Here is a 25,536-nt window from a genome sequence, read left to right as displayed (position 1 = left end):
TTGCGGGGTTATATCTTGGAAGTGATGTCGGGGAAGACCACGTAGAACATCAGGTACGCCATGGCCAGGGTCAGGGCCAGGTTGAGGGACTGGCCGCAGACGTACAGGATGAGCGGCTTGCCGCCCTTGAAGTAGTGCTTCAGCTCGCGGAAGTTGGTGGCCAGGCCGATGGCGGCAAAGGACAGGCAGAAGAACCAGCCGCGGAACAGGCGGGAGAAGCCGCGCAGCACGCCCTGGTCTACCATGGTGAAGCCGGAGTCGGAGCCGAGGACCGAGTAGGCGATGGAGAAGATCACGGACGCGGTCAGGAAGCCCAGCACGAATTTCGGGAAGCGGTGCCAGATCTCCATGGCGCTGACCTTCTGGCCCTCGACGCATTCGACCTTGGTGCACCAGTAGATGGCGATGCCGAAGGCGGTGACGCCGATGAGCACGTTCTGGATCATCTTGATGGTGGCGGCCACGTAAAGCGCCTTCTCGGACAGGAACGCGCCGGCGGCGGCCACGGCCCCGGTGGCGTCGATGGTGCCGCCCATCCAGGCGCCGCCCAGGATGTAGGGCATGCCGGTGGCCTTGATGATGGCGGGCATGACCACCATCATGATGGAGGTGAAGACCAGGGACAGGCCGATGGCCAGGGTCAGCTCCTCCTTCTTGGCCTTGCACGCGGCGGCGGCGGCGATGGCGGCGGAGGTGCCGCACACGGACATGTCGGCGGAGATGGTCATGTTCAGGGTCTTGGACGGCATCTTGATCACCTTCTGGCCGAAGATGAAGGTGGTGATGAGCACCACGGGGGTGACCACCCAGGCCACGAAGATGCCGGGGATGCCGATGGCCACGATCTTGTTGAAGAGGACCTCGGCGCCGAGCAGGACCAGGCCGGTCTTGATGAAGAACTCGACCTGCAGCGCCTTCTTGGCCCAGTCGGGGGTGCCGATGGTGTTGGAGATGATCAGGCCGATGGCGATGGCCCAGGCCGCGTCGCCGATGCCGTACTGCTTCATGGTCGCCTGTCCGGCCATCATGTAGGCCAGGACGCTGACTCCGAAGACCAGGCCGAAGCCCTTCAGGAACCGCTTGCTGTCACCGTCGATGAAATGCATGCCCAGGGCGAAGATGGCCCCGAAGCCGACGAACAGGGCGATCAGGCCGGGGAACAGGTTGTACGGCTTGTTGCCGATCTTCTTCTTGGCCGAGGACGCCTTGGAGCGGAGCTTGAGCCAGGCCTCGATGGCGGAGGACGCCTCGGCGTTCAGCTCGGCGCTCTGGAAGGACGCGGCCTCGGCCTTGGCCTGGGCGGCCAGCGCGGCAACCTTGCCCTCGGCGGCGGCCGCCTTGGCGGCCTCGTACTTGGGCATGCCCTTGGCGTTCTTGGCCTCGGCCTGCTCGCTGGTCTGGATGAAGGCGTCCAGCGGGTTGGTGGACCAGGACTTGGGATGGGCCATCAGGCTGGCGATGCTCTTGCCGATGGGCTGATTCTTGGCCTTGATCTTCTCCTTGGCGGTCTGGGCCTCGTACCAGGCAACGGTCTTGAACGGGGCGCGCTGGGCCTCGGCGGTCATCACGGCGTTGGCCTCGGCGAACTTCTCTTCCATCCCGGCGGGCTTGTTGTTGAAATAGATGAAGGCCCCGACGATGAGGATGACGAAGCCGAGCCAGATGGCCCAGTAATCCTCTTTCTTCCAGAGATCGGACCACGAAGACTTTGCCGTGTCGACAACGACTTCGGAATTCTTCTCCACGACTTGTTCTGCCATTCTAACATTCCTCCAAAAAAGTTACTCTCGAAAATGGCCCGCGCGCGCGAACCGATTGCACACAACAGTCGGCCCCCCTTGAGCAAGGACCGGGCCACTTGACCTTGTTTGTGTAACTGGTCGGAATTGAAGTCGTTTCCTGATTCCCTCCCGCTGCGGTATGCAAAGTTCGCTTTGCAGTTGGGCGGGAGGGCTGGAAGGTCCGGTTTGCAGTTCGCCGCCGGTTCCGGCGGCTCCGGGCCGTCCTCGGCGGGGTTTTTGTGCTTTGGGCGGGTTGCGTGTATAGGTAGGCCTCCCGTTGGCGGGAACCCGTGAAGATAATCTCTAACTGGTTGGGAAGTAATGGAAAATATACCGAACTGTCCGAAGTGCAATTGCGAGTACGTGTATTCCGACGGGACCCTGTTCGTCTGTCCGGAGTGCAGCCACGAATTTCAGGACGGGGACGTTCAGGAAAAGGTGTACAAGGACGTGAACGGCACAGTCCTGGTGGACGGCGACACGGTCGTCGTGACCCAGGACCTGAAGGTCAAGGGCGCGTCCGGCCCCATCAAGAAGGGGACCAAGGTCAAGAATATCCGGCTGATCGAGCCCGAGGACGGGGTCCACGACATCTCCTGCAAGATTCCGGGATTCGGGGCCATGCTGCTCAAGACCTCGGTGGTCAAGAAGGGCTGACGCGGTTCCCCGCGCGGCCATAGGGCGGAACAAGCCCCCGGACGGGTGTCCGGGGGCTTTGTTTTTTTCGCTGCCCGTCCTGAAGTGGAAGGGGAGGGCGGCCTGCATGTCAAAGGGCGGCCGGGGGTTGGGAGCGACGCCAGGCCTGCGTTTCCGGGGATTGTACTCCCGCTGGAAAATGTTGCGTGTGGCCGCGAAGTGGACTATCTAGTGTAACATTAAATGTGGAATGTAGGAAATCCGGGTGGATACGGGCATGGAGAGGGTCCTGCGACGCCCGCCCAAGGGGGATTTCCCGTCCTGAACGCCCTGGAGGGGGATATCATGAAACGTTTTGTCCTGTTGGCCTGCGCGCTGCTTCTCTGTGCTTCCACCGCTTTTGCCGGTACGCCGGTGAAGGTGGCCCACGCCACCTGGGTCGGCTACGGCCCGCTGTATATCGCCAAGGAACTCGGCTATTTCGAAAAGGAAGGGCTGGACGTGGACCTGGTCATCATCGAGGATGAGGCCCAGTACGCCGCCGCCCTCGCTTCCGGCAACATCGACGGCCTGGGCAACGTGCTCGACCGCGAGGTCATCCATTACGCCAAGGGCACTCCCGAGGTCGTGGTCTTCGCCATGGACGAGTCCTCGGGCGGCGACGGCGTGATCGCCTCCGGCGAGATCAAGACCGTGGCCGATCTCAAGGGCAAGACCGTGGGGCTGGACAAGTCCTCCACCTCCTATTTCTTCTTCCTTTCCATCCTGGCCAAGAACGGCGTGGACGAGAAGGACATCAACATCACCGAGATGGGCGCTTCCGACGCGGGCGCGGCCTTCGTGGCCGGCTCCATCGACGCCGCCGTGTCCTGGGAGCCCTGGCTGAGCAACGCAAGCCAGCGCGACGGCGGCCACGTGCTGGTCTCCTCCAAGGAGATGCCCAAGACCATCGTGGACGTGTTCGTCCTGAACGGCGACTTCGTCAAGGCGCACCCCGAGGTGCCGGCCAAGATGACCAAGTGCTGGAACCAGGCCATCGCCTGGTACGGCCAGAACGCGGACAAGGGCAACGAGATCATGGCCAAGGCCATGGCCCTGGAGACCCAGGAAATGGCCGACATGGCCTCGGGCGTGACCTTCATCGGCAAGGACGACAACAAGGCGTTCTTCGACAAGGCCCAGGCCAACAGCATCTACGAGGTCGCCGAGCGCGCCATCACCTTCTGGAAGTCCAAGGGCATCATCACCGAAGACGTGGACGTGGACAAGCTGATCAGCCCCGAATACGTCAACGCCGAGTAGCATGAAACAACGAATCCCGACGGTGCGGATAGGGGCGTGGCTGGCTGTTGCGTCCCTGTCCGCCGTTTTCGCCATCTGGGCCGCGCTGGCCTACACCGGCTCGGTCAAGCCGCTGTTCCTGCCCCCGCCGCACAAGGTGTTCCTGTCCTTCGGCGAGATGTACCGCGAGGGCATCCTCTTCTCCTACACCTGGGACAGCGTGTACCGGGTCATGGTCGGCTGGTCCCTGGCGGCCCTGCTGGCCGTGCCGCTCGGGCTGCTCATCGCCACCTCCCGGCGCGCCTCGCACATGATCGCCCCGGTCATGGAGTTCGCGCGCTACCTGCCGGTGGTCGCCCTGGTGCCCCTGACCCTGCTCTATTTCGGCATCGGCGACGCCCAGAAGTTCGCCATCATCTTCCTCGGCACCTTCTTCCAGCTGGTGCTGATGGTCGCGGACAGCGTGGGCGCGGTGCCCGCCGACCTGAGCCGGGCCGCCGCCACCCTGGGGGCCAACCGGATGCAGACCTACCGGCTGGTCCTGTTCCCCGGCGCGCTGCCGGGGATCATGGACGACCTGCGCATCACCGTGGGCTGGGCCTGGACCTACCTGGTGGTGGCCGAGCTGGTGGCCGCAAACTCCGGGCTGGGCTACATGATCCTGCGCGCCCAGCGGTTCCTGGCCATCGACCGCATCTTCGCCGGGCTGATCATCATCGGCGTGCTCGGCCTGCTGACCGACTACCTTTTCAAGCTGCTCGCGCGCGTCATAACCCCCTGGAGCGAGAAACGATGACCATGCTCTCCATCGACAACCTGGGCAAGGTCTTCCCGTCCAACAAGGGGGACGTGGTCGCCCTGGAGAACATCGACCTGACCGTGAACCGAGGAGAGCTGGCGGTCATCGTCGGTCCCAGCGGGTGCGGCAAGTCCACCCTGCTGAACATCGTGGCCGGGCTGGAGCTGGCCTCGTCGGGCGCGGCGGTGCTCGAAGGCAGCCCCATCACCGGGCCGGGCGCGGACCGGGGCATGGTTTTTCAGTCCTACACCCTGTTCCCCTGGCTGACCGTTCGCAAGAACGTGGAGTTCGGCCTGCGCCTCAAGGGGGTGCCCGCCGCGGAGCGCGCGGCCATCGCCCGGCGCTACATCGAGCTGGTCGGGCTGGCCGAGTTCGAGAACGCCCTGCCCAGGGAGCTCTCCGGCGGTATGAAGCAGCGCGTGGCCATCGCCCGCGTGCTGGCCAACAAGCCGGTCATGCTGCTCATGGACGAGCCGTTCGGCGCCCTCGACGCCCAGACCCGGCTGCTGCTCCAGGAGCTGCTCCTGGACGTCTGGCGCAAGGAATCGAGCACCATCCTGTTCATCACCCACGACATCGACGAGGCCATCCTGCTGGCCGACAACGTCTACATCATGTCCAGGCGTCCGGGCCGGATCAAGGCCCGCGTGCCCGTGGACATCCCCCGCCCGCGCGACCACAAGGCCTCGCTGACCCCGGAGTTCTCGCGGATCAAGTCGCAGATCATGGAGCTGCTCTGGGAGGAGATCACCCCGGCCTAAGCCGGTTCTCCGCTCCCCAAGCCCTCATCGTCAAAAACAGGCCCCCGGATGTCCGTCCGGGGGCTCCTTTTTGTGCAAGACCGGCCCGGACGGCCGTCGTAGGGGGGCAGGAAGCCGCCGCCGGAGAGGAGGGGACCGCGTTTCCCCACAGGGATTTTCGGACCTTGGAAAATGGGTTCGGCGCGGAAAAATTTTTTGAGGCCGAATTCGGTTTCGGAGCGGTCAAAACTGGCTCAATTTTGATTGACTGATCAGTTAAAGTGTGAAGTTTTTTTAAAAAATCAATAAAAACTAGTAGTTGAAGGCAAAATTTTTTCTTGCATCTTTGTTCGAGCGTGGTAGATGTGAGTCGTTGCCGGTTGGGTGCCGGCTTTGAAACGTCAATTTTTATTAAGAGAGGATATTGTCATGAAGCGTTTTTCCCTGGCTCTGATGCTTGTCGCTACCGTATTTGTCGCCACCGCGTTTGCCGCCAACTCCTTTGCCGATTCCTTCACCGCCCACAGCGTGAAGGTCCAGACCGTTGCCGACGCCAAGGTGTCCGCCGTGGATACCGGCGTTGTCCTGTCGGGCAAGGTCGTGAAGGTCATCAACGACCATGAGTTCCTGTTTTCCGACAGCACCGGCGAGCTGCTGGTGCTGACCAACGGCCAGAAGCTGGACGAGGCGCTGCTGTCCGGTCCGGTCGACATCACCGGGCAGATCGTCCAGGATTTCATGTACACCCAGGTGAAGGCCGATTCCATCACTGCGCACAACTAGGCCTTCGGTATAATTCGATAAAAAGGGACGCCCCCAGGGGCGTCCCTTTTTTTTGTGATTTCGGGGGTACGGTGGGCGGAGGTTTTTGGGAGGGGCGGTTTGAGGCTGACGCCTCAAAGGTGCTCAAAAGGGGGAGTGCGTTGGCCGTCCCGCGAAGCGGCGCGAAAGAGTTTTGGCGGGGGACGGAGGCCGGAGGCGAAAAAAAATGGGCCTCCCGCCGGGTGTAGTGGCGGGAGGCCCTGAACACGGACTCCGGTCCTAAGAGGAGTCGATATCTTTATGTTGCGGTCACAAAGTCGAGTCCGTGTTGCTTGCGGTTATCTGCCGTCGTCGCACGGTTCGCCGGTGCCGGGGGATTCGGCGGAGATGCCGGAATCGCAGGCGGCCACCGGTTCGGCTTCGGTCTTGGCGACCTCGGCCTGGGCGATGTGGCTCAGGATTTCGTAGCGCGTCATGTAGTCCTTCTCGATCTGCGCGCGGTACGCCTTGGACAGTTCGGGGTGGAACCGCTCCAGCATGGCGTAGCGGTTTTCGCCGGACAGGAACTCCTGGAGGGTTCCGTCGGGAGCCTTGGACTCCAGGGTGAACGGGTTCTTGCCCGCCTCGGTCAGCTCGGGGTTGTAGCGGTAGAGCGGCCAGTAGCCGGAGTCCACGGCGAGCTTCTGTTCGAGCTGGGTCTTGCCCATGCCTTTCTTGATGCCCTGGTTGATGCACGGGGCGTAGCAGATGATCAGCGAGGGTCCCTTGTAGGCCTCGGCCTCCTTGAAGGCCTTGAGCATCTGCTGCTTGTCCGCGCCCATGGCCACGGACGCCACGTACACGTAGCCGTAGGTCATGGCCATGCGGCCCAGGTCCTTCTTGCCGGTGCCTTTGCCCGCCGCCGCGAACTTGGCGATGGAGCCGAGGGGCGTGGCCTTGGAGGACTGGCCGCCGGTGTTGGAATAGACCTCGGTGTCCATGACCAGGATGTTGATGTCCTCGCCGGAGGCCAGCACGTGGTCCACGCCGCCGTAGCCGATGTCGTAGGCCCAGCCGTCGCCGCCGAAGATCCAGATGGATTTCTTGGTGAACAGGTCGGAACCGGCGGCGATCTCCTGGAGCAGGGGATCGGTCGCGCCTTCCAGGGCCGCCTTGAGGTTTGCGCCCGCAGCCGCGGACTCTCCGGCGTCGTCCCTGGCGGCCAGCCAGCCTTCAAGGGCGTTCTTGAGCTCGCCGTCGGCGGTCTCCAGGGCCTTTTCGCACTGGGCGGCCAGGATGTCGCGGCGGTTGTTGAGTCCCATGCCGATGCCGTAGCCGAACTCGGCCGCGTCCTCGAACAGGGAGTTGCCCCAGGCCGGGCCGAAGCCCTCGGCGTTGGTGCAGTACGGGGTGGACGGTGCGGAAGCGCCCCAGATGGAGGAGCAGCCCGTGGCGTTGGCGATGACCATGCGCTCGCCAAACAGCTGGGTCAGGACCTTCACGTACGGGGTCTCGCCGCAGCCCGCGCACGCCCCTGAGAACTCCATGAGCGGCTGGCGGAACTGGGAACCCTTGACGGTCTCGCGCTTGAAGGCGTCGGCGTAGGGAACGGTCTCGGTGAAGTCGAAGTTGGGCACCTCGGTCGGGGTCTGGGTGGCGATGGGCTTCATGACCAGCGCCTTTTCCTTGGCCGGGCAGATGTCGGCGCAGTTGCCGCACCCCAGGCAGTCCAGGGTGTTGACCTGGAGCCGGAAGCGCATGCCCTTCACATCCTTGCCCACGGCGTCGAGGGTGGCGAAGGATGCGGGCGCCTTGGCCGCGTCGGCTTCGTCGAGGAGCACCGGGCGCAGGGCCGCGTGGGGACAGACAAAGGCGCACTGGTTGCACTGGATGCAGTTGTCCGCGACCCACTCGGGCACGTTGATGGCCACGCCGCGTTTTTCGAATCTGGAGGTGGCGGAGGGCACGGTGCCGTCCTTGGAGAAGACCGAGACCGGCAGGGTGTCGCCCTTCTGGGCCAGCACCGGGCGCATGACGTTCTTCACGTAGTCGGTCTCGTCGGTCTCGACCGCCGGATCGTCGGCCAGGTCCGCCCAGGAGGCGGGGACCGCGACCTCGACCAGGGCGTCCGCGGCCTTGTCCACGGCGGCGTTGTTCATCTCCACGATCTTCGGTCCCTTCTTGCCGTAGGCGGCCTCGATGCCCGCCTTGAGCAGCCGCACGGCCTCATCGAAACCGATGACGTCGGCCAGCTTGAAGAAGGCGGTCTGCATGACCATGTTGATGCGCCCGCCCAGGCCGACCTCGCCCGCGATCTTCACCGCGTCCACGGTGTAGAACTTGAGATTCTTGCGCGCGATGGTCCGGCGCATGGCCGCAGGGAGGTTCGCTTCGATCTCGTCGCCGGTCCAGGCGCAGTTGAGCACGAAGGTGCCGCCGTCCTTGATCCCTTCGAGCACGTCGTAGAGATGGACGTAGCTCGGGTTGTGGCAGGCCACGTAATCCGCGCTGGTCACCAGGTAGGTGGACTGGATCGGCTCGCGCCCGAAGCGCAGGTGGGAGATGGTGATGCCGCCGGACTTCTTCGAGTCGTAGGCGAAGTACCCCTGTGCGTACATGTCGGTGTTGTCGCCGATGATCTTGATGGCCTGCTTGTTCGCGCCCACGGTGCCGTCGGAGCCGAGACCCCAGAACTTGCACTGAACCGTGCCCTTGGGGGTTGTGTCCAGGGTCTCGGCCGTGACGAGGGAGGTGTTTGTGACGTCGTCGACGATGCCCACGGTGAAGCGGGACTTGGGGGCCGGGGAGGCCAGGTTGTCGAAGACCGCCTTGGCCATGGCCGGAGTGAATTCCTTGGAGCCCAGGCCGTAGCGCCCGCCGATGACGGACGGGCCCTCGCCCCTTTCGAGCAGGGCGGTGCAGACGTCCTGGTAGAGCGGCTCGCCCTGCGCGCCCGGTTCCTTGGTGCGGTCCAGGACCGCGATCTTCTTGCAGGACTCGGGCAGCACGGCCAGGAGGTGGCTGGCGGAGAACGGGCGGTACAGGCGGACCTTGATCAGGCCGACCTTTTCGCCCTGGGCGGTGAGCTGGTTGATCACTTCCTCGATGGTCTCGCAGGAGGAGCCCATGGAGATGACCACGCGCTCGGCGTCGGGCGCGCCGACGAAGTCGAACGGCTTGTACGCCCGGCCGGTGAGGGCGGTGACCTTGTCCATGTATTCGGCGACGATGGCCGGGATGGCGTCGTAGTCCGCGTTGGTCGCCTCGCGGCCCTGGAAATAGATGTCCGGGTTCTGGGCCGTGCCGCGCACGTTCGGGTGTTCCGGGTTCATGGCGCGGCTGCGGAAGGCGGCCACCTTGTCCATGTTCAGCAGCGGCTTCATGTCCGCGTAGTCGATGACCTCGATCTTCTGGATCTCGTGGGAGGTGCGGAATCCGTCGAAGAAGGAGACGAAGGGCAGGGACGCCTCGACGGTGGACAGGTGGGCCACCAGGGAGAGGTCCATGACCTCCTGGACCGAGGCGGCGGCGAGCATGGCGAACCCGGTCTGGCGGCAGGCCATGACGTCCTGGTGGTCGCCGAAGATGGACAGGGCGTGGGTGGCGAGGGCGCGAGCCGAGACGTGGAAGACGCAGGGCAGCAGCTCGCCCGCGATCTTGTACATGTTCGGGATCATCAGCAGCAACCCCTGGGAGGCGGTGAAGGTGGTGGTCAGCGCGCCGCCGGAGAGCGATCCGTGGACCGCGCCCGCCGCGCCCGCCTCGGACTGCATCTGGCGCACCCGCAGGGTCTGGCCGAAAATGTTCTTCTTGCCCTGGGACGCCCACTCGTCGGCGATTTCGCCCATGGTGGAGGAGGGGGTGATGGGATAGATGGCGGCGGTCTCGCTCATGGCGTAGGCCACCCAGGCGGCGGCGGTGTTGCCGTCCATGGTCTTCATTTTGGACATGTCGTGCTCCGTTTCGTTGTGTCTGTTCGCTTGGCTTGAATATATGTGCCTATCCGGCGACCAGGGCCTTGGTGGCCCGGGCGATCTCCAGTTCCTCGTTGGTCGGGATGACCAGCACCTGGACCGGGCTGTCGTCGGCGGAGATGCACCGACCCTTGGCGCACCGCTTGCCGTTGCGCTCGCCGGAGATCCGGATGCCCAGCCCTTCCAGTCCTTGGCAGGCCAGGGCGCGGACTTCCGGGTCGTTTTCACCGATGCCCGCGGTGAAGACCACGGCGTCGGCCCGCCCGAGCACGGCCAGGTAGCTGCCGATGAACGACTTGACCCGGTAGGCGAACATCTCGAAGGCGAGCTGCGCCCGCTCGTCGCCCTTTGCCCGGGCCGTGTGGATGTCGCGCATGTCGTTCATGCCGCAGATGCCGAGCAGCCCGCTCTTCTTGTTCAGCATCTCGTCCACCTCGTTCACGCAGAGCTTTTCGGTGCGCGCGATGAACGGGAAGATCGCGGGGTCCACGTCGCCGCAGCGGGTGCCCATCATCAGCCCGGCCAGGGGGGTCAGCCCCATGGTGGTGTCCGCGCACCGGCCGTTCTTCACGGCGGCCATGGAGCAGCCGTTGCCCAGATGCACGGTGATCAGGTCCGTGTCCTCGAGGGGCTTGTTCAGGAATTCGGCGGCGGCCCTGGCCACGTACTTGTGGGAGGTGCCGTGGAAACCGTACTTGCGGATGCGGTGCTCCTCGTACAATTCGTAGGGGATCGGGTAGAGATGGGCCTTGGCCGGGATGGTCTGGTGGAACTCGGTGTCGAACACGGTCACGTTGGGCGTGCCGGGGAACAGCTCCAGGGCGGCCTCGATGCCCACCAGGTTGGCGGCGTGCAGCGGGGCCAGGGGGATGTTGGCGCGGATGGTCTCGACCACGTCCGCGTCCACCAGGGCCGGGGCCGCGAAGGACTCGCCGCCCTGGACCACCCGGTGGCCGATGGCGTCGATGTCGGACAGGGAGCCGATGACGCCCCACTCCTCGCCGGTCAGCTTCTCGACCATCAACCGCATGGCCGCGTCGTGGTTGAGCACGGGCCGCTTCTCCTCGGACTTGGCGTCGGGCCACTTGTCCGGGTGGGACCGCTGGGTGATGGACCCCATCTCCTCGCCGATGCGCTCGATGACCCCGGAGGCGGTCACGGACTCGCCCTCCATGTCGATGAGCTGGTACTTGAGGGACGAACTGCCGCTGTTGATGACCAGAATATTCATGTTATCCGTTCCTTTGCGCCTGGGCCTGGATGGCGGTGATGGCCACGGTGTTGACGATGTCGCGGACCCGGCAGCCCCGGCTCAGGTCGTTGACGGGCTTGTTCAGCCCCTGCAGGACCGGGCCGATGGCCGTGGAGCCGGGCACGGCGCGCTGCACGGCCTTGTAGGTGTTGTTGCCGGTGTTCAGGTCCGGGAAGATGAACACCGTGGCCCGCCCGGCCACTTCGGAGTCCGGCATCTTGGTCCGGGCCACGTCCGGGTCCACCGCCGCGTCGTACTGCAGCGGCCCTTCGATGGGCAGGTCGAGCCCGCGCTCGACGATCAACCGCTTGGCGATCTCCGTGGCCTCCTTGACCTTTTCCACGTCCGCCCCGGTGCCGGAGCCGCCCGTGGAATAGGAGAGCATGGCTACGTACGGGTCGATGCCGAACAGCCGCGCGGTCTGGGCCGAGCTCAGCGCGATCTCGGCCAGCTGGGCCGCGTCGGGCTTGGGGTTCACCGCGCAGTCGCCGAAGACCACCACCCGGTCGCCCATGCACATGAGGAACACGGACGAGACGATGGAGGCGTCGGGCCTGGTCTTGATGAACTCGAAGGCGGGCCGGATGGTCTGGGCCGTGGTGGTCACCGAGCCGGAGACCATGCCGTCGGCGTCCCCGGCGTGGACCATCATGGTCCCGAAATAGGTGGGATCGGTGATCCGGTCGCGGGCGTCCTCCATGCGGATGCCCTTGTGCTGGCGGGCCTCGAAATAGCGCCGGGCGTAGTCCTCGAATTGGGGCGAGGAGGCCGGGTCCACCAGGTTCGCGCCGTTGAGCTGCACGCCGAGGGTGGACGCCTGGGCGCGGATGGCGTCCGGGTCGCCGAGCAGGGTGACCTCGACCACGTTGCGCCGCTGGAGGATCTCCGTGGCCTGCAGCACCCGGTCGCTCAGGCCCTCGGGCAGGACGATGTGGCGGCGGGCCGCCTTGGCCTTCTCCACCAGGTTGTACTCGAACATGATCGGCGTGATCTTGCGGGACTGGGTGGTGACCAGCCGCTTGCGCAGCTCGTCCAGGTCCACGTGGGCCTCGAACAGCCCGATGGCCGAGGCGATCTTGGCCGGGTGCTCGGGGTCGATGGTCCCGTGCAGGGCCTGGAGGGTCTGGGTGGCCTTGAAGGTGTGGTCCTCGACGCTCAGGATGGGCAGCGGCACGCCGGTCCAGCCCTCGATGAGCCGGTGCACGGTTTCCGACGGCTCCAGCCCGCCGGTCAGGACGATGCCCGCGATGTCTTCAAAGGACGTCGATTGGCGCGAGGAGATGGAGGCCAGGATGATGTCCATGCGGTCGCCGGGGGTGATGATCAGGCTCCCGGCCTTGATGTACTTGAGAAAGTTGGTGATGTGCATGGCCGCGGTGAGGAAGTTGTCCACCTGGGTGTCCAGCCTGCCGTGGCCGTAGAGGACCTTGGCGTCCAGCCATTTGATGACGTCGTGGATGGTCGGGTTGCCCAGCCGCTTGTCGTCCGGGATGGCGAAGGTCAGCAGGGGGTGCGAGGAATGGGTCTTGGCCTCGATGTCCCGCAGCGTGCAGGGGGAGAGGTCCGGGCGCGACCGGTTGACGATCATGGCCATGACCTCCAGGCCGCGCTCCTCGAACAGCTCCACGGTGCGCTGGGCCGAGCCGCACAACTCGTCGTCCGCCTTGTCCTTGCCGTTGACCACCACCAGCACGGGGCAGCCCATGTTGGAGACGATGGAGGCGTTGATCTCGAACTCCAGGGTGGCGTTGCCGCCGATGTAGTCCGTGCCCTCGCAGAGCACGAAGTCGTACTCCTTTTCCAGCTCCTTGAACTTGTTCAGGGTGTTCTCCAGGAGCAGCCCCTTGTTGCCGCTGTTGATCAGGGAGCGGGCCTCGCTCAGGGTGTAGCCGTAGGTCCGCTCGTAGGGCTGGTCGAGCTTGAAGTGGCGGAGCATGAGGTCGATGTCGTGGTCGCGGCCCCCGTTCAGCGGATCGCTGATCACGGGCCGGAACACGGCCACCCGGTGCAGGTTGGACATGAGCAGGTGCATCACGCCGAGCACGATGGCGGACTTGCCGCTGCGGGCTTCGGTTGCGGCTATGTAGAGGCTTTTGGACATGTATGGCTCCTTGCCGTTTCGTGGAGGCCGGGAGAAGGGCGTTGTCGGACGCCCTTCTCCCGTAGGGGGACCGCCGTGGGTGACGTCGGGGGCGACGACGGCGTTCCCCTTCCTCCGTAGGGCATGGGGTATGGTGACTGAATCTATGCGTCTTTCGTCTGGTCCCTCAGATCGGGCAGGAACGGCTCCTCGCGCAGGTCGCGGTCGTAGCAGACCAGGCCGCAGCGCAGGCAGCGGTCGGCCTCGGCGCGGGCCTCCTCCTCGCTGAGCGACCCCTCCACCTCGTTGAAGGTGCAGTTGCGGTCGTCCCCGTGGCACAGGTGCGGCAGCACCGCGCGTTTCTTGCGTTCGACAAAGTCTATTTCCTTGAACAGCGTGTAGGGGATCATGCCCTTCTGGGTGGTCTCCGGGACCGGGATGTCCCCTCGGGTCAGGTGATAGTGGATGGACCGGGCCGCCTTGCGCCCGTCGCCGATGGCCGAGATGACCAGGTCCGGACCGGTGTAGACGTCGCCCGCGGTGAACACGCCGGGGATGGCGGTCTCGAAGGTGTCCGGGTCGGCCACGATGGTCTGCCACCGGGTGGTCTCCAGGGGGCACTCGCCCTCGCCGTCGTCGTACAGGCAGCCGAGGTCCGGCTTCTGGCCGATGGCCGGGATGATCAGGCTGGCCTCCATGCGCTGCTCGGACCCCTCCTTCTTCACCGGGCGGCGGCGTCCGGAGTCGTCCGGCTCGCCCAGTTCCATCTCGTAGAATTCCAGGTGGGTGGCCTTGCCGTTCTCGTCGCCGATGACGCGCGCGGGAGCGGCCAGGAAGCGGAACTTGACGCCCTCGTCCTCGGCCCCGACGATCTCTTCCACGTCGGCGGGCATTTCGGCGCGGGTGCGGCGGTACATGAGCGTGACCTCAGCGCCGAGGCGCACGCAGGTCCGGGCCGCGTCGATGGCGGTGTTGCCGCCGCCGACCACGATGACCTTGTTGCCGGTCTCGGGCTTCTGGCCCAGGGCGTGGGCGGTCAGGAACTCGATGCCGCCCATGACGCCGTCCAGGTCCTCGCCCTCGGCGTACATGCCGGACGCCTGCCACGCGCCGATGCCGATGAAGGTCGCGTCGAACCCTTCCTCGCGCAGGGATGCCAGGGTGAAGTCCTTGCCGAACTTGGTGTTCAGCCGGGCCTCGATGCCGAGGTCCAGGATGCCCTGGATCTCCCAGTCGAGGTCCGCCTTGGGCAGCCGGTATTCCGGGATGCCGTAGCGTGTCTGGCCGCCCAGGGCGGGCATGGCGTCGAAGATGACCGGGCTGTGGCCCAGCCGACGCAGGAAATAGGCGCAGGACAGCCCGGCCGGGCCGCCGCCGATGACGGCCACGCGCTTGCCGGTGTCCTTGGCGCAGGGCACGGGCAGCCGGGAGCCGGAGTGCAGCTCGCGGTCGGCCACGAACCGCTTCAGCATGTTGATGCCCACGGTCTCGTCCACGTACTGGCGGCGGCACATGGTCTCGCAGGGGCGCGGGCAGACTCGGCCGCAGGTGACCAGCAGCGGGTTGCGCTCCTTGATGGTCATGACCGCGCCGTCATAGTCGCCCGCCTTGATCTGCTCGATGTAACGCGGGATGTTGATCTGGGCCGGGCATTTCTGGCGGCAGGGTGCCAGGCAGTCCGTGGTCTGGTTGAGGTGCAGGAGCCGGGCGGTCATGCCGGACACGGCGATGACCCCGCGCGGGCAGGCGGCCACGCAGTTGCCGCACGCCTTGCACTGGGCCGGGTCGATGACCGGCAGCCCTTCGGGTCCCATGTGGATGGCGTCGAAGGGGCAGGCGCGCACGCAGGTGCCGAGCCCCAGGCAGCCCTCGGGGCAGGCCTTGGACCCGCCGTAGAGCAGGTGGGCGGCGCGGCAGTCCAGCGCGCCCTCGTAGTGGAAGGCGTCGTCGGCCCGCAGCCCGCCGGTGCAGTCGCGCACGGCCAGCTCGGGTTCGCGCTCCAGGACCTCCTGGCCCATGATGGCCGCCACCCGCGCGCTCGCTTCGGCGTCGGACACGATGCACACCGTGGCCGGGGCCTTGCCCGCCACGATGGCCGCCGCCGCGCCGGAACAGCCGGGGAAGCCGCAGCCGCCGCAGTTGGCGCCGGGCAGGTTGTCCTCGATCAGCGCGATGCGGGGGTCCTCCTTGACGAAGAGGAGCCTGGAGGCCACGCCGAGGATGGCCGCGGCCAGCAGCCCAATGCCGAAAAGCGTCAGTCCCGATGTCAGTATCATTGTCGTATCCCGTATTCCGTTGTGGGTGGTTCCCTAGATCATGCCCTTGAAGGCGAAGAAGGCCAGGGACATGAGCCCGGCCATGATCAGGCCGATGGGCGTGCCGCGCATGGCGATGGGCAGCCGCCGGACGGCCAGCTTCTCGCGGATGCCGGCCAGCAGGACCAGGGCGATCATGAAGCCCAGGCCCGAAGCCAGGGCGAACAGGACCGTCTTCACGAAGCCGAATTCCTCGCGCTGGCAGATCAGCGCGATGCCCATGACCGCGCAGTTGGTGGTGATCAGCGGCAGGAAGATGCCCAGCGACTTGTACAGCGGCGGGACCATCTTCTTGAGGAACATCTCCACGAACTGGACCAGGGCGGCGATGACCAGGATGAAGGCCAGGGTCTGGAGGAAGCCCAGGCCGAAGGGGGCCAGGACGTACTCCTGGACCAGCCAGGTGATGGCCGCGGCCATGACGGCCACGAAGACCACGGCCCCGCCCATGCCCACGGCCACCCCGGTGTCCTTGGAGGTGCCGATGAACGGGCAGTTGCCCAGGTATTGGGCGAGCACGATGTTGTTGACGAACATCGCCCCGATGAAGAGAAGGAAGTATTCCTGCATGGTCGTTTCCCCCGATTAGCAGTTCTTTTGGCCGCAGCCGGTGCAGGCGCCGCAGTCGTGGGTCGGGCCTTGGACCGCCGCCAGCCCGCGGCGCTTGCGCCGGACGTTCTCGACAAAGGTCATGATCGCCAGGAGGATGCCCAGGGAGACGAACGCCCCGGGGGCCTGGACCATGATCCCGAAGGGCTCGAACCCTTCCCAGGCCACGTTCACGCCGAACAGCTGGCCCGCGCCCAGTACCTCGCGCAGCGCGCCGAGGAAGGTCAGGGACAGGGTGAAGCCCAACCCCATGCCCAACCCGTCGGCCAGGGAGAGCAGGGGGCCGTTCTTGGAGGCGAACGCCTCGGCCCGCCCCAAGATGATGCAGTTGACCACGATCAGCGGCACGAAGATGCCGAGCTGCTGGTAGAGGGGGTAGGCAAAGGCCTGCATGAGCAGCTCCACGGCCACCACCAGAGAGGCGGAGATGGCGATGAAGCAGACGATGCGGACCTTGGCCGGGATCAGTTTTCTGAGCAGCGAGATCATCAGGTTGGACAGCGCCAGGACAAAGACCACGGCCATGCCCATGCCCAGCCCGTTGCCCGCCGTATTGGTCACGGCCAGGGTGGGACACAGGCCGAGGACCAGCTTGAACGGGGGCAGCTCCGTCCACAGTCCCTTGGAGAATTCCTTCCACAATCTGTTCATGTTCGGCTCCTCAAACGGCGCGGCTTAGGACCAGCCCGCCGCGAGCTTGCTTTTCAGGGAGTTGAAGACGGCTATGGCGTCGCGCACGGCGGACACGGTGCCGGTGGACGAGATGGTCGCCCCGGCCACGGCCTCGATGTCGCCGCCGTTCTTTTTCAGTTCCACGGCCTCCAGGGAGTGGCCCCTGAACTGCGTGGTGTAGCCGTGCCCGGCCACCCGCGCGCCAAGGCCGGGCGTCTCCTTCAGGGTGGTGATGCCGATGCCCGACAGGGTCATGGCGTTCATGTCCGTCATGTCGAAGCCGACCATGACGCCGATGTTGCCGCCGTAGCCCTTGCCGTAGGTCTCGAAGGCCAGCCCGATGAGGCGGCCCTGGCTGAGGGCCGGGAACACGGTCACGGTGCGGCCGTCCACGTCGAATTTCTTGCGGTCCTTGATGGGGTCGTTGTCGTAGCCGGTGAGCACCGAGAGGATGGCCGGGGCCTGGACGTAGGTCAGCTCCTGCTCCTCGATGATCGGGGCCGTGACCTCTTTCAGCGCGGCCAGGGTGACGCCCGCGATGCCGCAGATCAGCGACAGGACGATCATCATTTTCATCATGTCCTTCATGGCCTAGCTCCTTCCGAACGGCTTGGGCCGGATGCGTTCGAGCACCGGGGTGAACAGGTTGGCCAGCAGGATGGCGAAGGGAACGCCGTCCGCGTACGCGCCCCAGGTGCGAATGACGATGATCAGCGCACCGGCCAGCAGCCCGAAGAGGAGCATCGGGATCTGGCGGTTGGGCGAGGAGGGGCCGTCCGTGGCCAGGAAGAACGCCCCGAACAGGGCGGACCCGGTCAGCAGCTGGAAGGCCGGGCCGGGGTGGATCGACGGGTCCAGCCGGTTGAACAGGAAGGCGGTCAGGCAGACGCCCGCGATGACCCCCACCGGGATGATGGACGAGACCTGCTTGCGCATGACCAGGAGCATGCCGCCGAGAAGCACGCCCGCTATCTGGACCGCGCCCAGGCCGCCGAGCTGCTTGCCCAGGAACAGGGCGCGGGCGTCGGTGATCTGGACCGCGTTGAGCCCGAAGTTCTTGAGCTGGGCCAAGGGATAGGTCAGGTCCGTGCCGAGCATGGAGGCGTCGATGTCCATGAACGCGGGCCAGGAGATGCGGCAGATGGCCCAGCCGATGAGCGGGGCGCAGAACGGGCTGCCGCCCAGGGGGCCGAAGCACGCCTTGCCGAGGATGATGGAAGCCGCGCTGCCGATGGCCGCCAGCCACCAGGGGGCGGAGGCCGGGAGCAGGAAGGCGAAGGCCAGCCCCACGGTGAAGGCGTGGAGGTTGGCCACGTCCGTGTCGCGGTCCATGAAATAGTCGCAGGCCATCTCGGTGAACACGGCCGCGCCCATGGACAGGGCCATGACCCGCACCGCGGGCATGCCGAAGGTCATGGCCGCCATGACGGCGGCGGGGAACATGGCCACCAGGATGTTGGCCATCCGGCTCCGCACCGTGACGCCGCAGTGGCGGTGGGGCGGGACCGAGACGGTCAGGGCGAATGGGTTGAGGGGCTTCACGGTTATTGGTCCTCCCCGGCCTTGGCCTTGGCCAGCTCGTTCTTGGCGAGCCGGATGTATTGGAGCATGGGGCGGCGCGCGATGCAGAAGTATCCGCACAACCCGCATTCGAAACAGACGTCCACGGCCTCGGCCTCGGCCTTGTCGTAGAGGCCGAACTCGGCGTAGCTGGTGATCATGGAGGGGTCGAGGCGGGCCGGGCAGCGGCGTACGCACTCGCCGCACCCCACGCAGGCCGCGTCCTCGGCCACCGGGGCCGGGTTGCGCACCAGCTGCACGGCGGCGCTGCCCCGGTCGATGCCCTGGGCGGGCGAGGCCGCCGTCCTGCCGCGCAGCACCCCGCCCAGCACGATGCGGTCGCGGTCCTGGATCTCAACCCCGGCCTCTTCCAGCACAGCGCCCACGGCGGTCCCCAGCGGGATGAGCCGGGCCTGGCCTTCCACGGTGACCATGGTCTCCAGCACCGGCAGCCCGGTCTCGGCGATCCGCCCGGCGTGGAAGACCGTCTCCAGCCCCACCACCAGGGTGTTCTCCGGGGCTTCGCTTCCGGTGGCGGCCTTGGCCACCAGCGGGTCCAGCCCGGCCGGGTACTGCGGGGAAATCTCCACGCACTCCATGTCCGGGAGCCGGTTCACGGCCCCGTTCGGCACGGCCAGGACGATCCTCTCGGGGCCGTACCCCTTGGCCAGGATGTCGAGCCCTGTCCGCAGCGTCTCCTTGTGGTCCGTGAGCAGGGCGCGGCGGGAGCCCTCGCCCGGCTCGGGGTCCACGCCGTTGATTATCAGGGTCTCGGTCCGCGCGGACTCCGGGAGGTCGGCGCCCAGGGCGCGCAGCCCGGCGAGCAGCTCGCTCCCTTCCAGCCCGGCCGGGAAGTCCGGCTCGACCTCGCCGTCCCCTTCCGGGACGATGCGGATGCGGTACGGGTCCACGTGGGCGACCTTGCCCGCGAACGGTGCGTGGACGTCGCCCCGGCCTGGGACCGAGCCCGTGGCGATGCGCTCGCCGCGAACCACGGCCTGGCCGCAGACGACCAGCGGACACTGGCGGGTCAGATTCATCTCCGCCGGGGCGGAGGATACGGTTTCTCGGGTATTCATAATCCGCCTACCTGCTGATGTGGCATTGTTTGCAGTTGTCCGGGCCGTAAGGGCCCGCGCCCATTTCCTCGTGGCAGGACATGCACTGGTCGTGGAAGGCGTTCATGCGCGGCAGGACCAGCTCCCTGGTCTCGGCCTCGTGGCACTGGCCGCAGGAGGAATAGTCGCCCTTGTAGTCGGTCATGTCCTTGGGCACGTGGCAGGACTTGCAGCTGGACAGCCCCTTGTCGAACATGTCCTCGTGGCACTGGCCGCAGCTCTGGTGCCCGGCAAGGCGCATGGACAGCAGCTCGTCGGAGCCGCGCTCGTCGTGGCAGTTGGAGCATTTCTGCGGCTCGGGCTCGATGTCCTGGCCGTGGTGGCAGTCGGAGCAGTCGGATGCGTAGTCCTCGTGCGCCTCGTGGTCGAAGAGGACCGTGTCGTATTCGACGTGGTGGCAGCGCACGCAGTAGGCCTCGTTGGGGAAGGAGTCCGCGTGGTCCTCGATGAATTTCTCGTCGAAACTGTTTGGGTGGCAGGAACCGCACGCCAGGGCGCGGTCCTCCGGGGCCTCGATGGGGTGCGTCTTGTCGTGGTGACAGGAGGCGCACTCGATCTGGTAGTCGCGGTGGTGGACCAGGTGCGAGAAGATGACCTTGCCGCCGTTGTTCTCGAACAGGATTCGGACGGGCATGGGTTGCGTCTGGCCTGACCGGACGTAGCCGACAACGGCCACCGCCAGGAGCAGGATGGCCGCCAGGACCACCGGGATTGTCTTCGATTTTGCGCGCATCTTTCCTCTCCGCCGTCATCAGACGGCAGCTCCTATTGAAAAATGTGGTTGATTGAGCCTGGGGGCTGCGGGCGGCCGAAGCCGCCCGCAGGAGGTTGTTTTTACTTGGGAATGACAGCCCATTCCGGGACGACGGTGAGGTCCACGCCCCACAGCGCGGGCAGGATGTAGACCACGAAGGCGGTGATCAGGATCGTTCCGACTATGTTCAGCCAGACGCCCGCCTTTGCCATCTGTTTGATGGTTACGCACCCCGAGCCGAAGACGACGGCGTTGGGCGGCGTGGCCACCGGGAGCATGAAGGCGTAGGAGGCCGCGACGCAGGCGCCGACGATGGTGGCGAACGGATGCACGCCCATGGCGATGGCCGCGGAACCCATGATCGGGACCAGCAGGGTGGCGGTGGCGGTGTTGGAGGTGATCTCCGTCAGGAAGATGGTGATCAGGACCACCGCGCCCACGAAGATGATCATGCTGGTGCCTTCCAGGGCGCCGAGCTGACCGGCGATGTAGGCCGCCAGGCCGGTCTTGGCGAAGCCGTTGGCGATGGCCAGGCCGCCGCCGAAGAGCAGGATGACGTCCCAGGGAATCTTGACGGCGGTCTTCCAGTCGAGGAGGAACTTGCCTTTCTTGAAGTCAACGGGAATGGCGAACAGGATGAGCGCGCCCAGGATACCGATGGTGGCGTCGCCGATGAACTTGAAGTGGGGCATGATGCCGAGCACGAAGGAGGACTTGGCCATGAAGCCGCGCGCCAGCCAGAAGGTGGCCACGAAACAGCCGACCATGACGATCTTCTTTTCCTCGGGGGACATGGGCCCGAGCTTCTTCACTTCGTCGTTGATGATCTTGGCGCCGCCGGCCAGCTCCATGCCGCCCATGGGGAACAGGATCTTGGTCAGCAGGAGCCAGGCGATGAGCATGGTGATGGCCGCGAGGGGCACGCCGAACATCATCCACTGGCCGAAGCCGATCTGCACGCCGAACATCTTCTCGACCATGCCGGCCATGACGGTGTTCGGGGGGGTGCCGATGATGGTGGCGACGCCGCCGATGGACGCGGCGTAGGCGATGCCGAGCATCAGGGCGCGGCCGAAATTGAATTCGGGTCCGACGTTGCCGCTGCTGTCGCGGAGGTGGTCGGAGTCATAGCCGGTGGCCTGCTGGATGACGGCCAGGCCGATGGGGACCATCATCATGGCGGTGGCGGTGTTGGACACCCACATGGACAGGAAGCCGGTGGCGACCATGAAGCCCATGATCATCCGGCCGGGGCTGGTGCCGATGGCCCGGATGGTGTACAGCGCCACGCGGCGGTGCAGGTTCCACCGCTCCATGGTCACGGCCAGGAAGAAGCCGCCCATGAACAGGTAGATCAGGTGGTTGGCATAGGGAGCCGTGGAAGCGGCGGACTTCATGACGCCGAGCAACGGGAAAAGGGCGATGGGCAGCAGGGAGGTAGCCGGGATGGGGATGGCTTCGGTGATCCACCAGATCGCCATCAGGGCGGTGACGGCCGCCACGCGCCACGCTTCCACGGCCATTCCCTCGGGGGCCGGGATTATCAGCATCAAGACGAACACGATGGGTCCCAGGAAGAACCCTATTTGTTTGCCTTTGTTAGAATTAGCCTGATCACTCATTGTAACACTCCTCAATGTTGTGCGTTTCCACCTCGGAACGGACCGCAACCCCAGACGGCGCTGAGGATAAACGCCGGGCGACCCCGTTGGGCCGCCCGGCATTTAATTTTTATATTCCGAGGTGATAGGTTTCAACGAAGGCGCTCACGCGGCTGCTGGAGTCGGCGATGCGCTTGCTCAGTGCGCTCTTGTAGGCGTCGAGGTCGAGCGGCTTGCGGGCCACGCCCTCCTCCATGGCGGCCTTGGCCACGGCCACGGAGACGTATTCGATGAGCCGCAGGTCCAGCGCCTTGGGAATGACGTATTCCGGGCCGAACTCGAGCTTGTCCACGCCGAACGCCTCGCAGACGTATTTCGGGGCCTCGGTCTTGGCCAGGTCGGCCAGGGCCTGGGCCGCGGCCAGCTTCATGCCTTCGGTGATGGCCGTGGCGCCGCAGTCGAGCGCGCCGCGGAAGATGAAGGGGAAGCCGAGGACGTTGTTCACCTGGTTGGGGAAGTCGGAGCGGCCGGTGCCCATGATGCAGTCGGGCCGCGCTTCCTTGGCGTCGTCGTAGGTGATTTCGGGGTCGGGGTTGGCGCAGGCGAAGATGATCGGGCAGTTGTCGGACATGGACTTGACCATCTCCTTGGAAACCACGCCCGCCTTGGACAGGCCCAGGAAGCAGTCCGCGCCGACCATGGCCTCGGCCAGGGAGCCGTAGGCCTTCTCGGTGGCGTACTGCTGCTTGAACTCGTTCAGGTCCGTGCGGGACTTGTTGATGTGGCCCTTGGAATCGAACATGGCGATGTTTTCGAATTTCACGCCCATGTTCCGGTACAGGTTGGTGCAGGCGATGGCTGCCGCGCCGGCGCCGGAGATGACCACGCGCATGTCGGCCGGGTTCTTGCCCGAGATCTCGATGGCGTTCATCATGCCGGCGGCGGTGACGATGGCGGTGCCGTGCTGGTCGTCATGGAAGACGGGGATGCCCATTTCCTTTTTCAGCTTCTCTTCGATGTAGAAGCATTCCGGGGCCTTGATGTCTTCGAGGTTGATGCCGCCGAAGGTCGGTTCCAGGGTCTTGACCACTTCGCACAGCTTGTCCGGGTCGGTCACGTCCAGGTTGATGTCGTAGACGTCCACGTCGCCGAAGACCTTGAACAGCACGCCCTTGCCTTCCATGACCGGCTTGCCGGCCAGGGGGCCGATGTTGCCCAGGCCGAGCACGGCGGTGCCGTTGGAAACCACGGCCACCAGGTTGCCGCGGCCGGTGTATTCATAGACCAGCTCGGGGTCGGCGTGGATCGCCTTGCACGCCTCGGCCACGCCGGGGCTGTAGGCCATGGACAGGTGCTTCTGGGTCTTGCACGGTTTGACCGGGACGACCTCGACCTTTCCCTTTCTCCCCATGGAGTGGTAGTCGAGCGCCTCCTGCTTGGTGAATAAAGCCATTATAGTCTCCTTGTGGTTGTTGTGCGTTACTTGATGCCTGCGGCTTCGAGGTCCGGCACGGCGTACAGTTCGCCGCCGTGGGCGTCGTTGATGACCAGCAGCGGGAAGTCCTCGACGGTCATCTCGCGGACGGCCTCGGGGCCGAGCTCGTCAAAGGCGATGACCTCGGACTTGACGATGGAATTGGAGAGCAGCGCGCCCGCGCCGCCCGTGGCCCCGAAGTACACGGCGGTGTAGTCCTGCATGGCCTTTCGGGTCTCGGCGTTGCGCTTGCCCTTGCCGATGGTCGCCTTGAGGCCCAGCGAGTAGAGGCGCGGGGCGTAGGAGTCCATGCGGTAGCTGGTGGTCGGCCCGGCGGCCCCGATGGGGCGGCCCGGAGGGGCCGGGGAGGGGCCGACGTAGTAGATGGCCGCGCCCTTGAGTTCGAAGGGCAGTTCCTTGCCCGCGTCGAGCAGCTCCACGAGTTTCTTGTGGGCCGCGTCGCGCGCGGAGTAGATGGTCCCGGTCAGGAAGACCACGTCGCCAGCCTTGAGCTGGGCCATGTCTTCGTCGGTCAGCGGGGTGTTCAGTTTGTATTCAGCCATCAGAGTATGACCTCCTCGTGCCGCTGGGAGTGGCACTGGACGTTGACCGCCAGGGGCAGGCTCGCCAGGTGGCACGGTTCCATGGTGATCTTCACGCCGAGCACGGTGGTCTTGCCGCCCAGGCCCATGGGGCCGATGCCGAGGGCGTTCAGGGCGTCCTCCAGCTCCTTTTCCTTGGCCGCGATGGCCGGATCGGGATGGGTGTCGTCCAGCTTGCGCAACAGGCCGCGCTTGGCGATCTTGGCCGCGTGCTCGAAGGTCCCGCCGATGCCCACGCCGATGACGGTGGGCGGGCAGGGGTTGGGACCGGCCTCGGCCACCCGTTCGACCACGAACTTCTTGATCCCTTCCCAGCCCTGGGCCGGGGCGAGCATGGTCACGCGGGACATGTTCTCGGCGCCGCCGCCCTTGGCCATGTAGGAGATCTTGAGCTTGTCGCCGGGCACGAAGTCGAAGTGGATGACGGCCGGGGTGCCGTCGCCGGTGTTGGCCCGGGTCAGCGGGTCGCAGGCGGACTTGCGCAGGTAGCCGTCGGCGTAGCCCTTGCGGGTGCCTTCGTCGATGGCCTCGCGCAGGTTGCCGCCCTCGATGCGCACCTCGTCGCCCACTTCCACGAAGTAGACGGCCAGGCCGCAGTCCTGACACAGGGGGAGTTTGGTTTCAAAAGCCAGGTCCGCGTTTTCCAGGAGCTGGCGCAGCACTTCCTTGGCGGACGCGCTGGTTTCCTCTTCCATGGCCTTTTCGAGCCGGTTGCGCACGTCGGCGGGCAGCTCGGTGTTGGCGCTGGCGCACATCTTGGCGACGGCGTCGATGATGTCGGTGGTCTGGATGGTACGCATGCTATTTCTTCCTGAAGATGTTCTTCATTGCGGTGATGCCCATCTTGCGGCGCAGGAAGCCGAGCTGGTTCTGCAGGGGGAGTCCCTTGGGACAGACGTCCTCGCAGGCCAGCAGGCCCATGCAGCCGAAGATACCGTTGTCGTTGCCGATGACCTCGAAGTACTGCTCGTCCGTGCGCTGGTCCCGGGGGTCCACCACGAAGCGGGCGATGCGGTTGAGGGCGGCGGCACCCATGAAGTCGTCGCGCAGGCGGGCCGTGCCGCAGGCGGAGATGCAGCAGCCGCATTCGATGCAGCGCTCCAGCTCGTAGATCTGCTCGGCCACTTCGTTGTCCATGCGCTCCTCTTCCTGGGTGGGGTCGAAGACCTTGTTGGTGTGCACCCAGGACTCGGTCTTGGCGTACATCTCGCGGAACCAGACGCCGGTATCCACGGACAGGTCGCCCACCAGCTTGAAGACCGGCAGGGGGTGCAGGATGAGGTGCCCGGGCTGGTCCTTGGTCTTGGTCTGGCAGGCCAGGCCGGGACGGCCGTTGATGACCATGGCGCACGCCCCGCAGATGCCCGCGCGGCAGCAGAAGTCGAAGATGAGGCTCGGGTCCTGCTCCTCGCGCAGCCTGTTCAGGGCGATGAACAGGGTCATGTTGGGGGTCTCGTCGAGGGTGTATTCCTGCATGCGCGGGACATCGCCCTCTTTCTCGGGATTGTACCGGAATATTTCGAATTTGAGTTGTCTACCCATGATGC

General features: G+C 65.6%; 21 protein-coding genes. 5 read left to right on the top strand and 16 right to left on the bottom strand.

The genetic code is table 11. From position 1 onward, the window contains the following. Nucleotides 1-8: 8 nt before the first annotated feature. On the bottom strand, nucleotides 9-1,760 hold the full coding sequence (locus AWY79_RS17605; protein WP_066806737.1) for a YeiH family protein: 1,752 nt from the start codon (nucleotides 1,758-1,760) through the stop codon (nucleotides 9-11). Between the two features lie 342 nt (nucleotides 1,761-2,102). On the opposite strand from AWY79_RS17605, the gene AWY79_RS17600 reads away from it, so the two are divergent. The 5 genes from AWY79_RS17600 to AWY79_RS17580 all read left to right on the top strand — a co-directional run bounded on the left by AWY79_RS17600 (nucleotide 2,103) and on the right by AWY79_RS17580 (nucleotide 6,020). After that, complete coding sequence (locus AWY79_RS17600) at nucleotides 2,103-2,438, top strand: zinc ribbon domain-containing protein YjdM (RefSeq protein WP_066806735.1); 336 nt, start codon at nucleotides 2,103-2,105, stop codon at nucleotides 2,436-2,438. A gap of 324 nt (nucleotides 2,439-2,762) precedes the next feature. After that, a complete protein-coding gene (locus AWY79_RS17595; RefSeq protein ID WP_066806733.1) occupies nucleotides 2,763-3,719 on the top strand; it encodes an ABC transporter substrate-binding protein in 957 nt (318 codons plus the stop codon). 1 nt (nucleotide 3,720) lies between these two features. After that, complete coding sequence (locus tag AWY79_RS17590; RefSeq protein ID WP_066806732.1) at nucleotides 3,721-4,494, top strand: ABC transporter permease; 774 nt, start codon at nucleotides 3,721-3,723, stop codon at nucleotides 4,492-4,494. Continuing rightward, on the top strand, nucleotides 4,491-5,258 hold the full coding sequence (locus AWY79_RS17585) for an ABC transporter ATP-binding protein (protein ID WP_066806731.1): 768 nt from the start codon (nucleotides 4,491-4,493) through the stop codon (nucleotides 5,256-5,258). The genes AWY79_RS17590 and AWY79_RS17585 overlap by 4 nt, the downstream gene beginning before the upstream one ends. A 408-nt stretch (nucleotides 5,259-5,666) precedes the next feature. Next, nucleotides 5,667-6,020 (top strand): NirD/YgiW/YdeI family stress tolerance protein, encoded by a 354-nt coding sequence (locus AWY79_RS17580; RefSeq protein ID WP_066806730.1) that lies wholly within the window; start codon nucleotides 5,667-5,669, stop codon nucleotides 6,018-6,020. Between the two features lie 317 nt (nucleotides 6,021-6,337). On the opposite strand, the gene nifJ is transcribed toward AWY79_RS17580, so the two are convergent. The 15 genes from nifJ to AWY79_RS17505 form a co-directional block, all read right to left on the bottom strand. Beyond that, a complete protein-coding gene (gene nifJ, locus AWY79_RS17575; protein ID WP_066806728.1) occupies nucleotides 6,338-9,928 on the bottom strand; it encodes a pyruvate:ferredoxin (flavodoxin) oxidoreductase in 3,591 nt (1,196 codons plus the stop codon). A 49-nt stretch (nucleotides 9,929-9,977) separates the two neighbouring features. Then, nucleotides 9,978-11,183 carry an acetate kinase gene (locus tag AWY79_RS17570; RefSeq protein ID WP_066806725.1) on the bottom strand — a complete coding sequence of 402 codons (1,206 nt, stop codon included), beginning with the start codon at nucleotides 11,181-11,183 and terminating at the stop codon, nucleotides 9,978-9,980. Between the two features lies 1 nt (nucleotide 11,184). Beyond that, nucleotides 11,185-13,305 (bottom strand): phosphate acetyltransferase, encoded by a 2,121-nt coding sequence (gene pta, locus AWY79_RS17565; RefSeq protein WP_066806720.1) that lies wholly within the window; start codon nucleotides 13,303-13,305, stop codon nucleotides 11,185-11,187. 143 nt (nucleotides 13,306-13,448) lie between these two features. Then, nucleotides 13,449-15,560 (bottom strand): FAD-dependent oxidoreductase, encoded by a 2,112-nt coding sequence (locus AWY79_RS17560; protein WP_066806718.1) that lies wholly within the window; start codon nucleotides 15,558-15,560, stop codon nucleotides 13,449-13,451. A gap of 33 nt (nucleotides 15,561-15,593) precedes the next feature. Further along, a complete protein-coding gene (locus AWY79_RS17555) occupies nucleotides 15,594-16,169 on the bottom strand; it encodes an electron transport complex protein RnfA (RefSeq protein ID WP_066806716.1) in 576 nt (191 codons plus the stop codon). A gap of 15 nt (nucleotides 16,170-16,184) precedes the next feature. Continuing rightward, nucleotides 16,185-16,859, bottom strand: a complete 675-nt coding sequence (gene rsxE / locus AWY79_RS17550) for an electron transport complex subunit RsxE (protein WP_066806714.1) — start codon at nucleotides 16,857-16,859, stop codon at nucleotides 16,185-16,187. A gap of 24 nt (nucleotides 16,860-16,883) precedes the next feature. Beyond that, nucleotides 16,884-17,468, bottom strand: coding sequence for an RnfABCDGE type electron transport complex subunit G (rnfG, locus tag AWY79_RS17545; RefSeq protein ID WP_066806712.1), 585 nt, complete (start codon nucleotides 17,466-17,468; stop codon nucleotides 16,884-16,886). A 3-nt stretch (nucleotides 17,469-17,471) separates the two neighbouring features. After that, nucleotides 17,472-18,422 carry an RnfABCDGE type electron transport complex subunit D gene (locus AWY79_RS17540; protein WP_078063856.1) on the bottom strand — a complete coding sequence of 317 codons (951 nt, stop codon included), beginning with the start codon at nucleotides 18,420-18,422 and terminating at the stop codon, nucleotides 17,472-17,474. 2 nt (nucleotides 18,423-18,424) lie between these two features. Continuing rightward, the gene (locus AWY79_RS17535; protein ID WP_066806710.1) at nucleotides 18,425-19,519 is read right to left on the bottom strand and encodes a 4Fe-4S dicluster domain-containing protein; all 1,095 of its coding nucleotides are present in this window, start codon (nucleotides 19,517-19,519) and stop codon (nucleotides 18,425-18,427) included. Between the two features lie 7 nt (nucleotides 19,520-19,526). Continuing rightward, a complete protein-coding gene (locus tag AWY79_RS17530; protein WP_066806708.1) occupies nucleotides 19,527-20,291 on the bottom strand; it encodes a cytochrome c3 family protein in 765 nt (254 codons plus the stop codon). A 101-nt stretch (nucleotides 20,292-20,392) separates the two neighbouring features. Next, complete coding sequence (locus tag AWY79_RS17525; protein ID WP_066806706.1) at nucleotides 20,393-21,934, bottom strand: SLC13 family permease; 1,542 nt, start codon at nucleotides 21,932-21,934, stop codon at nucleotides 20,393-20,395. A gap of 109 nt (nucleotides 21,935-22,043) precedes the next feature. Next, nucleotides 22,044-23,366, bottom strand: coding sequence for a malic enzyme-like NAD(P)-binding protein (locus tag AWY79_RS17520; RefSeq protein ID WP_066806704.1), 1,323 nt, complete (start codon nucleotides 23,364-23,366; stop codon nucleotides 22,044-22,046). Between the two features lie 26 nt (nucleotides 23,367-23,392). Beyond that, complete coding sequence (locus tag AWY79_RS17515; RefSeq protein WP_066806702.1) at nucleotides 23,393-23,950, bottom strand: Fe-S-containing hydro-lyase; 558 nt, start codon at nucleotides 23,948-23,950, stop codon at nucleotides 23,393-23,395. Continuing rightward, nucleotides 23,950-24,789, bottom strand: coding sequence for a fumarate hydratase (locus AWY79_RS17510; RefSeq protein ID WP_066806701.1), 840 nt, complete (start codon nucleotides 24,787-24,789; stop codon nucleotides 23,950-23,952). Before AWY79_RS17510 ends, AWY79_RS17515 begins: the two co-directional genes overlap by 1 nt. Nucleotide 24,790: 1 nt before the next feature. Continuing rightward, nucleotides 24,791-25,531 (bottom strand): fumarate reductase iron-sulfur subunit, encoded by a 741-nt coding sequence (locus AWY79_RS17505; protein WP_066806699.1) that lies wholly within the window; start codon nucleotides 25,529-25,531, stop codon nucleotides 24,791-24,793. Nucleotides 25,532-25,536 lie beyond the last annotated feature (5 nt).

Origin of the sequence: Pseudodesulfovibrio indicus, assembly GCF_001563225.1 — a bacterium.
Lineage (GTDB): Bacteria > Desulfobacterota > Desulfovibrionia > Desulfovibrionales > Desulfovibrionaceae > Pseudodesulfovibrio > Pseudodesulfovibrio indicus.
This window is presented reverse-complemented; position numbering and strand designations above follow the sequence as displayed.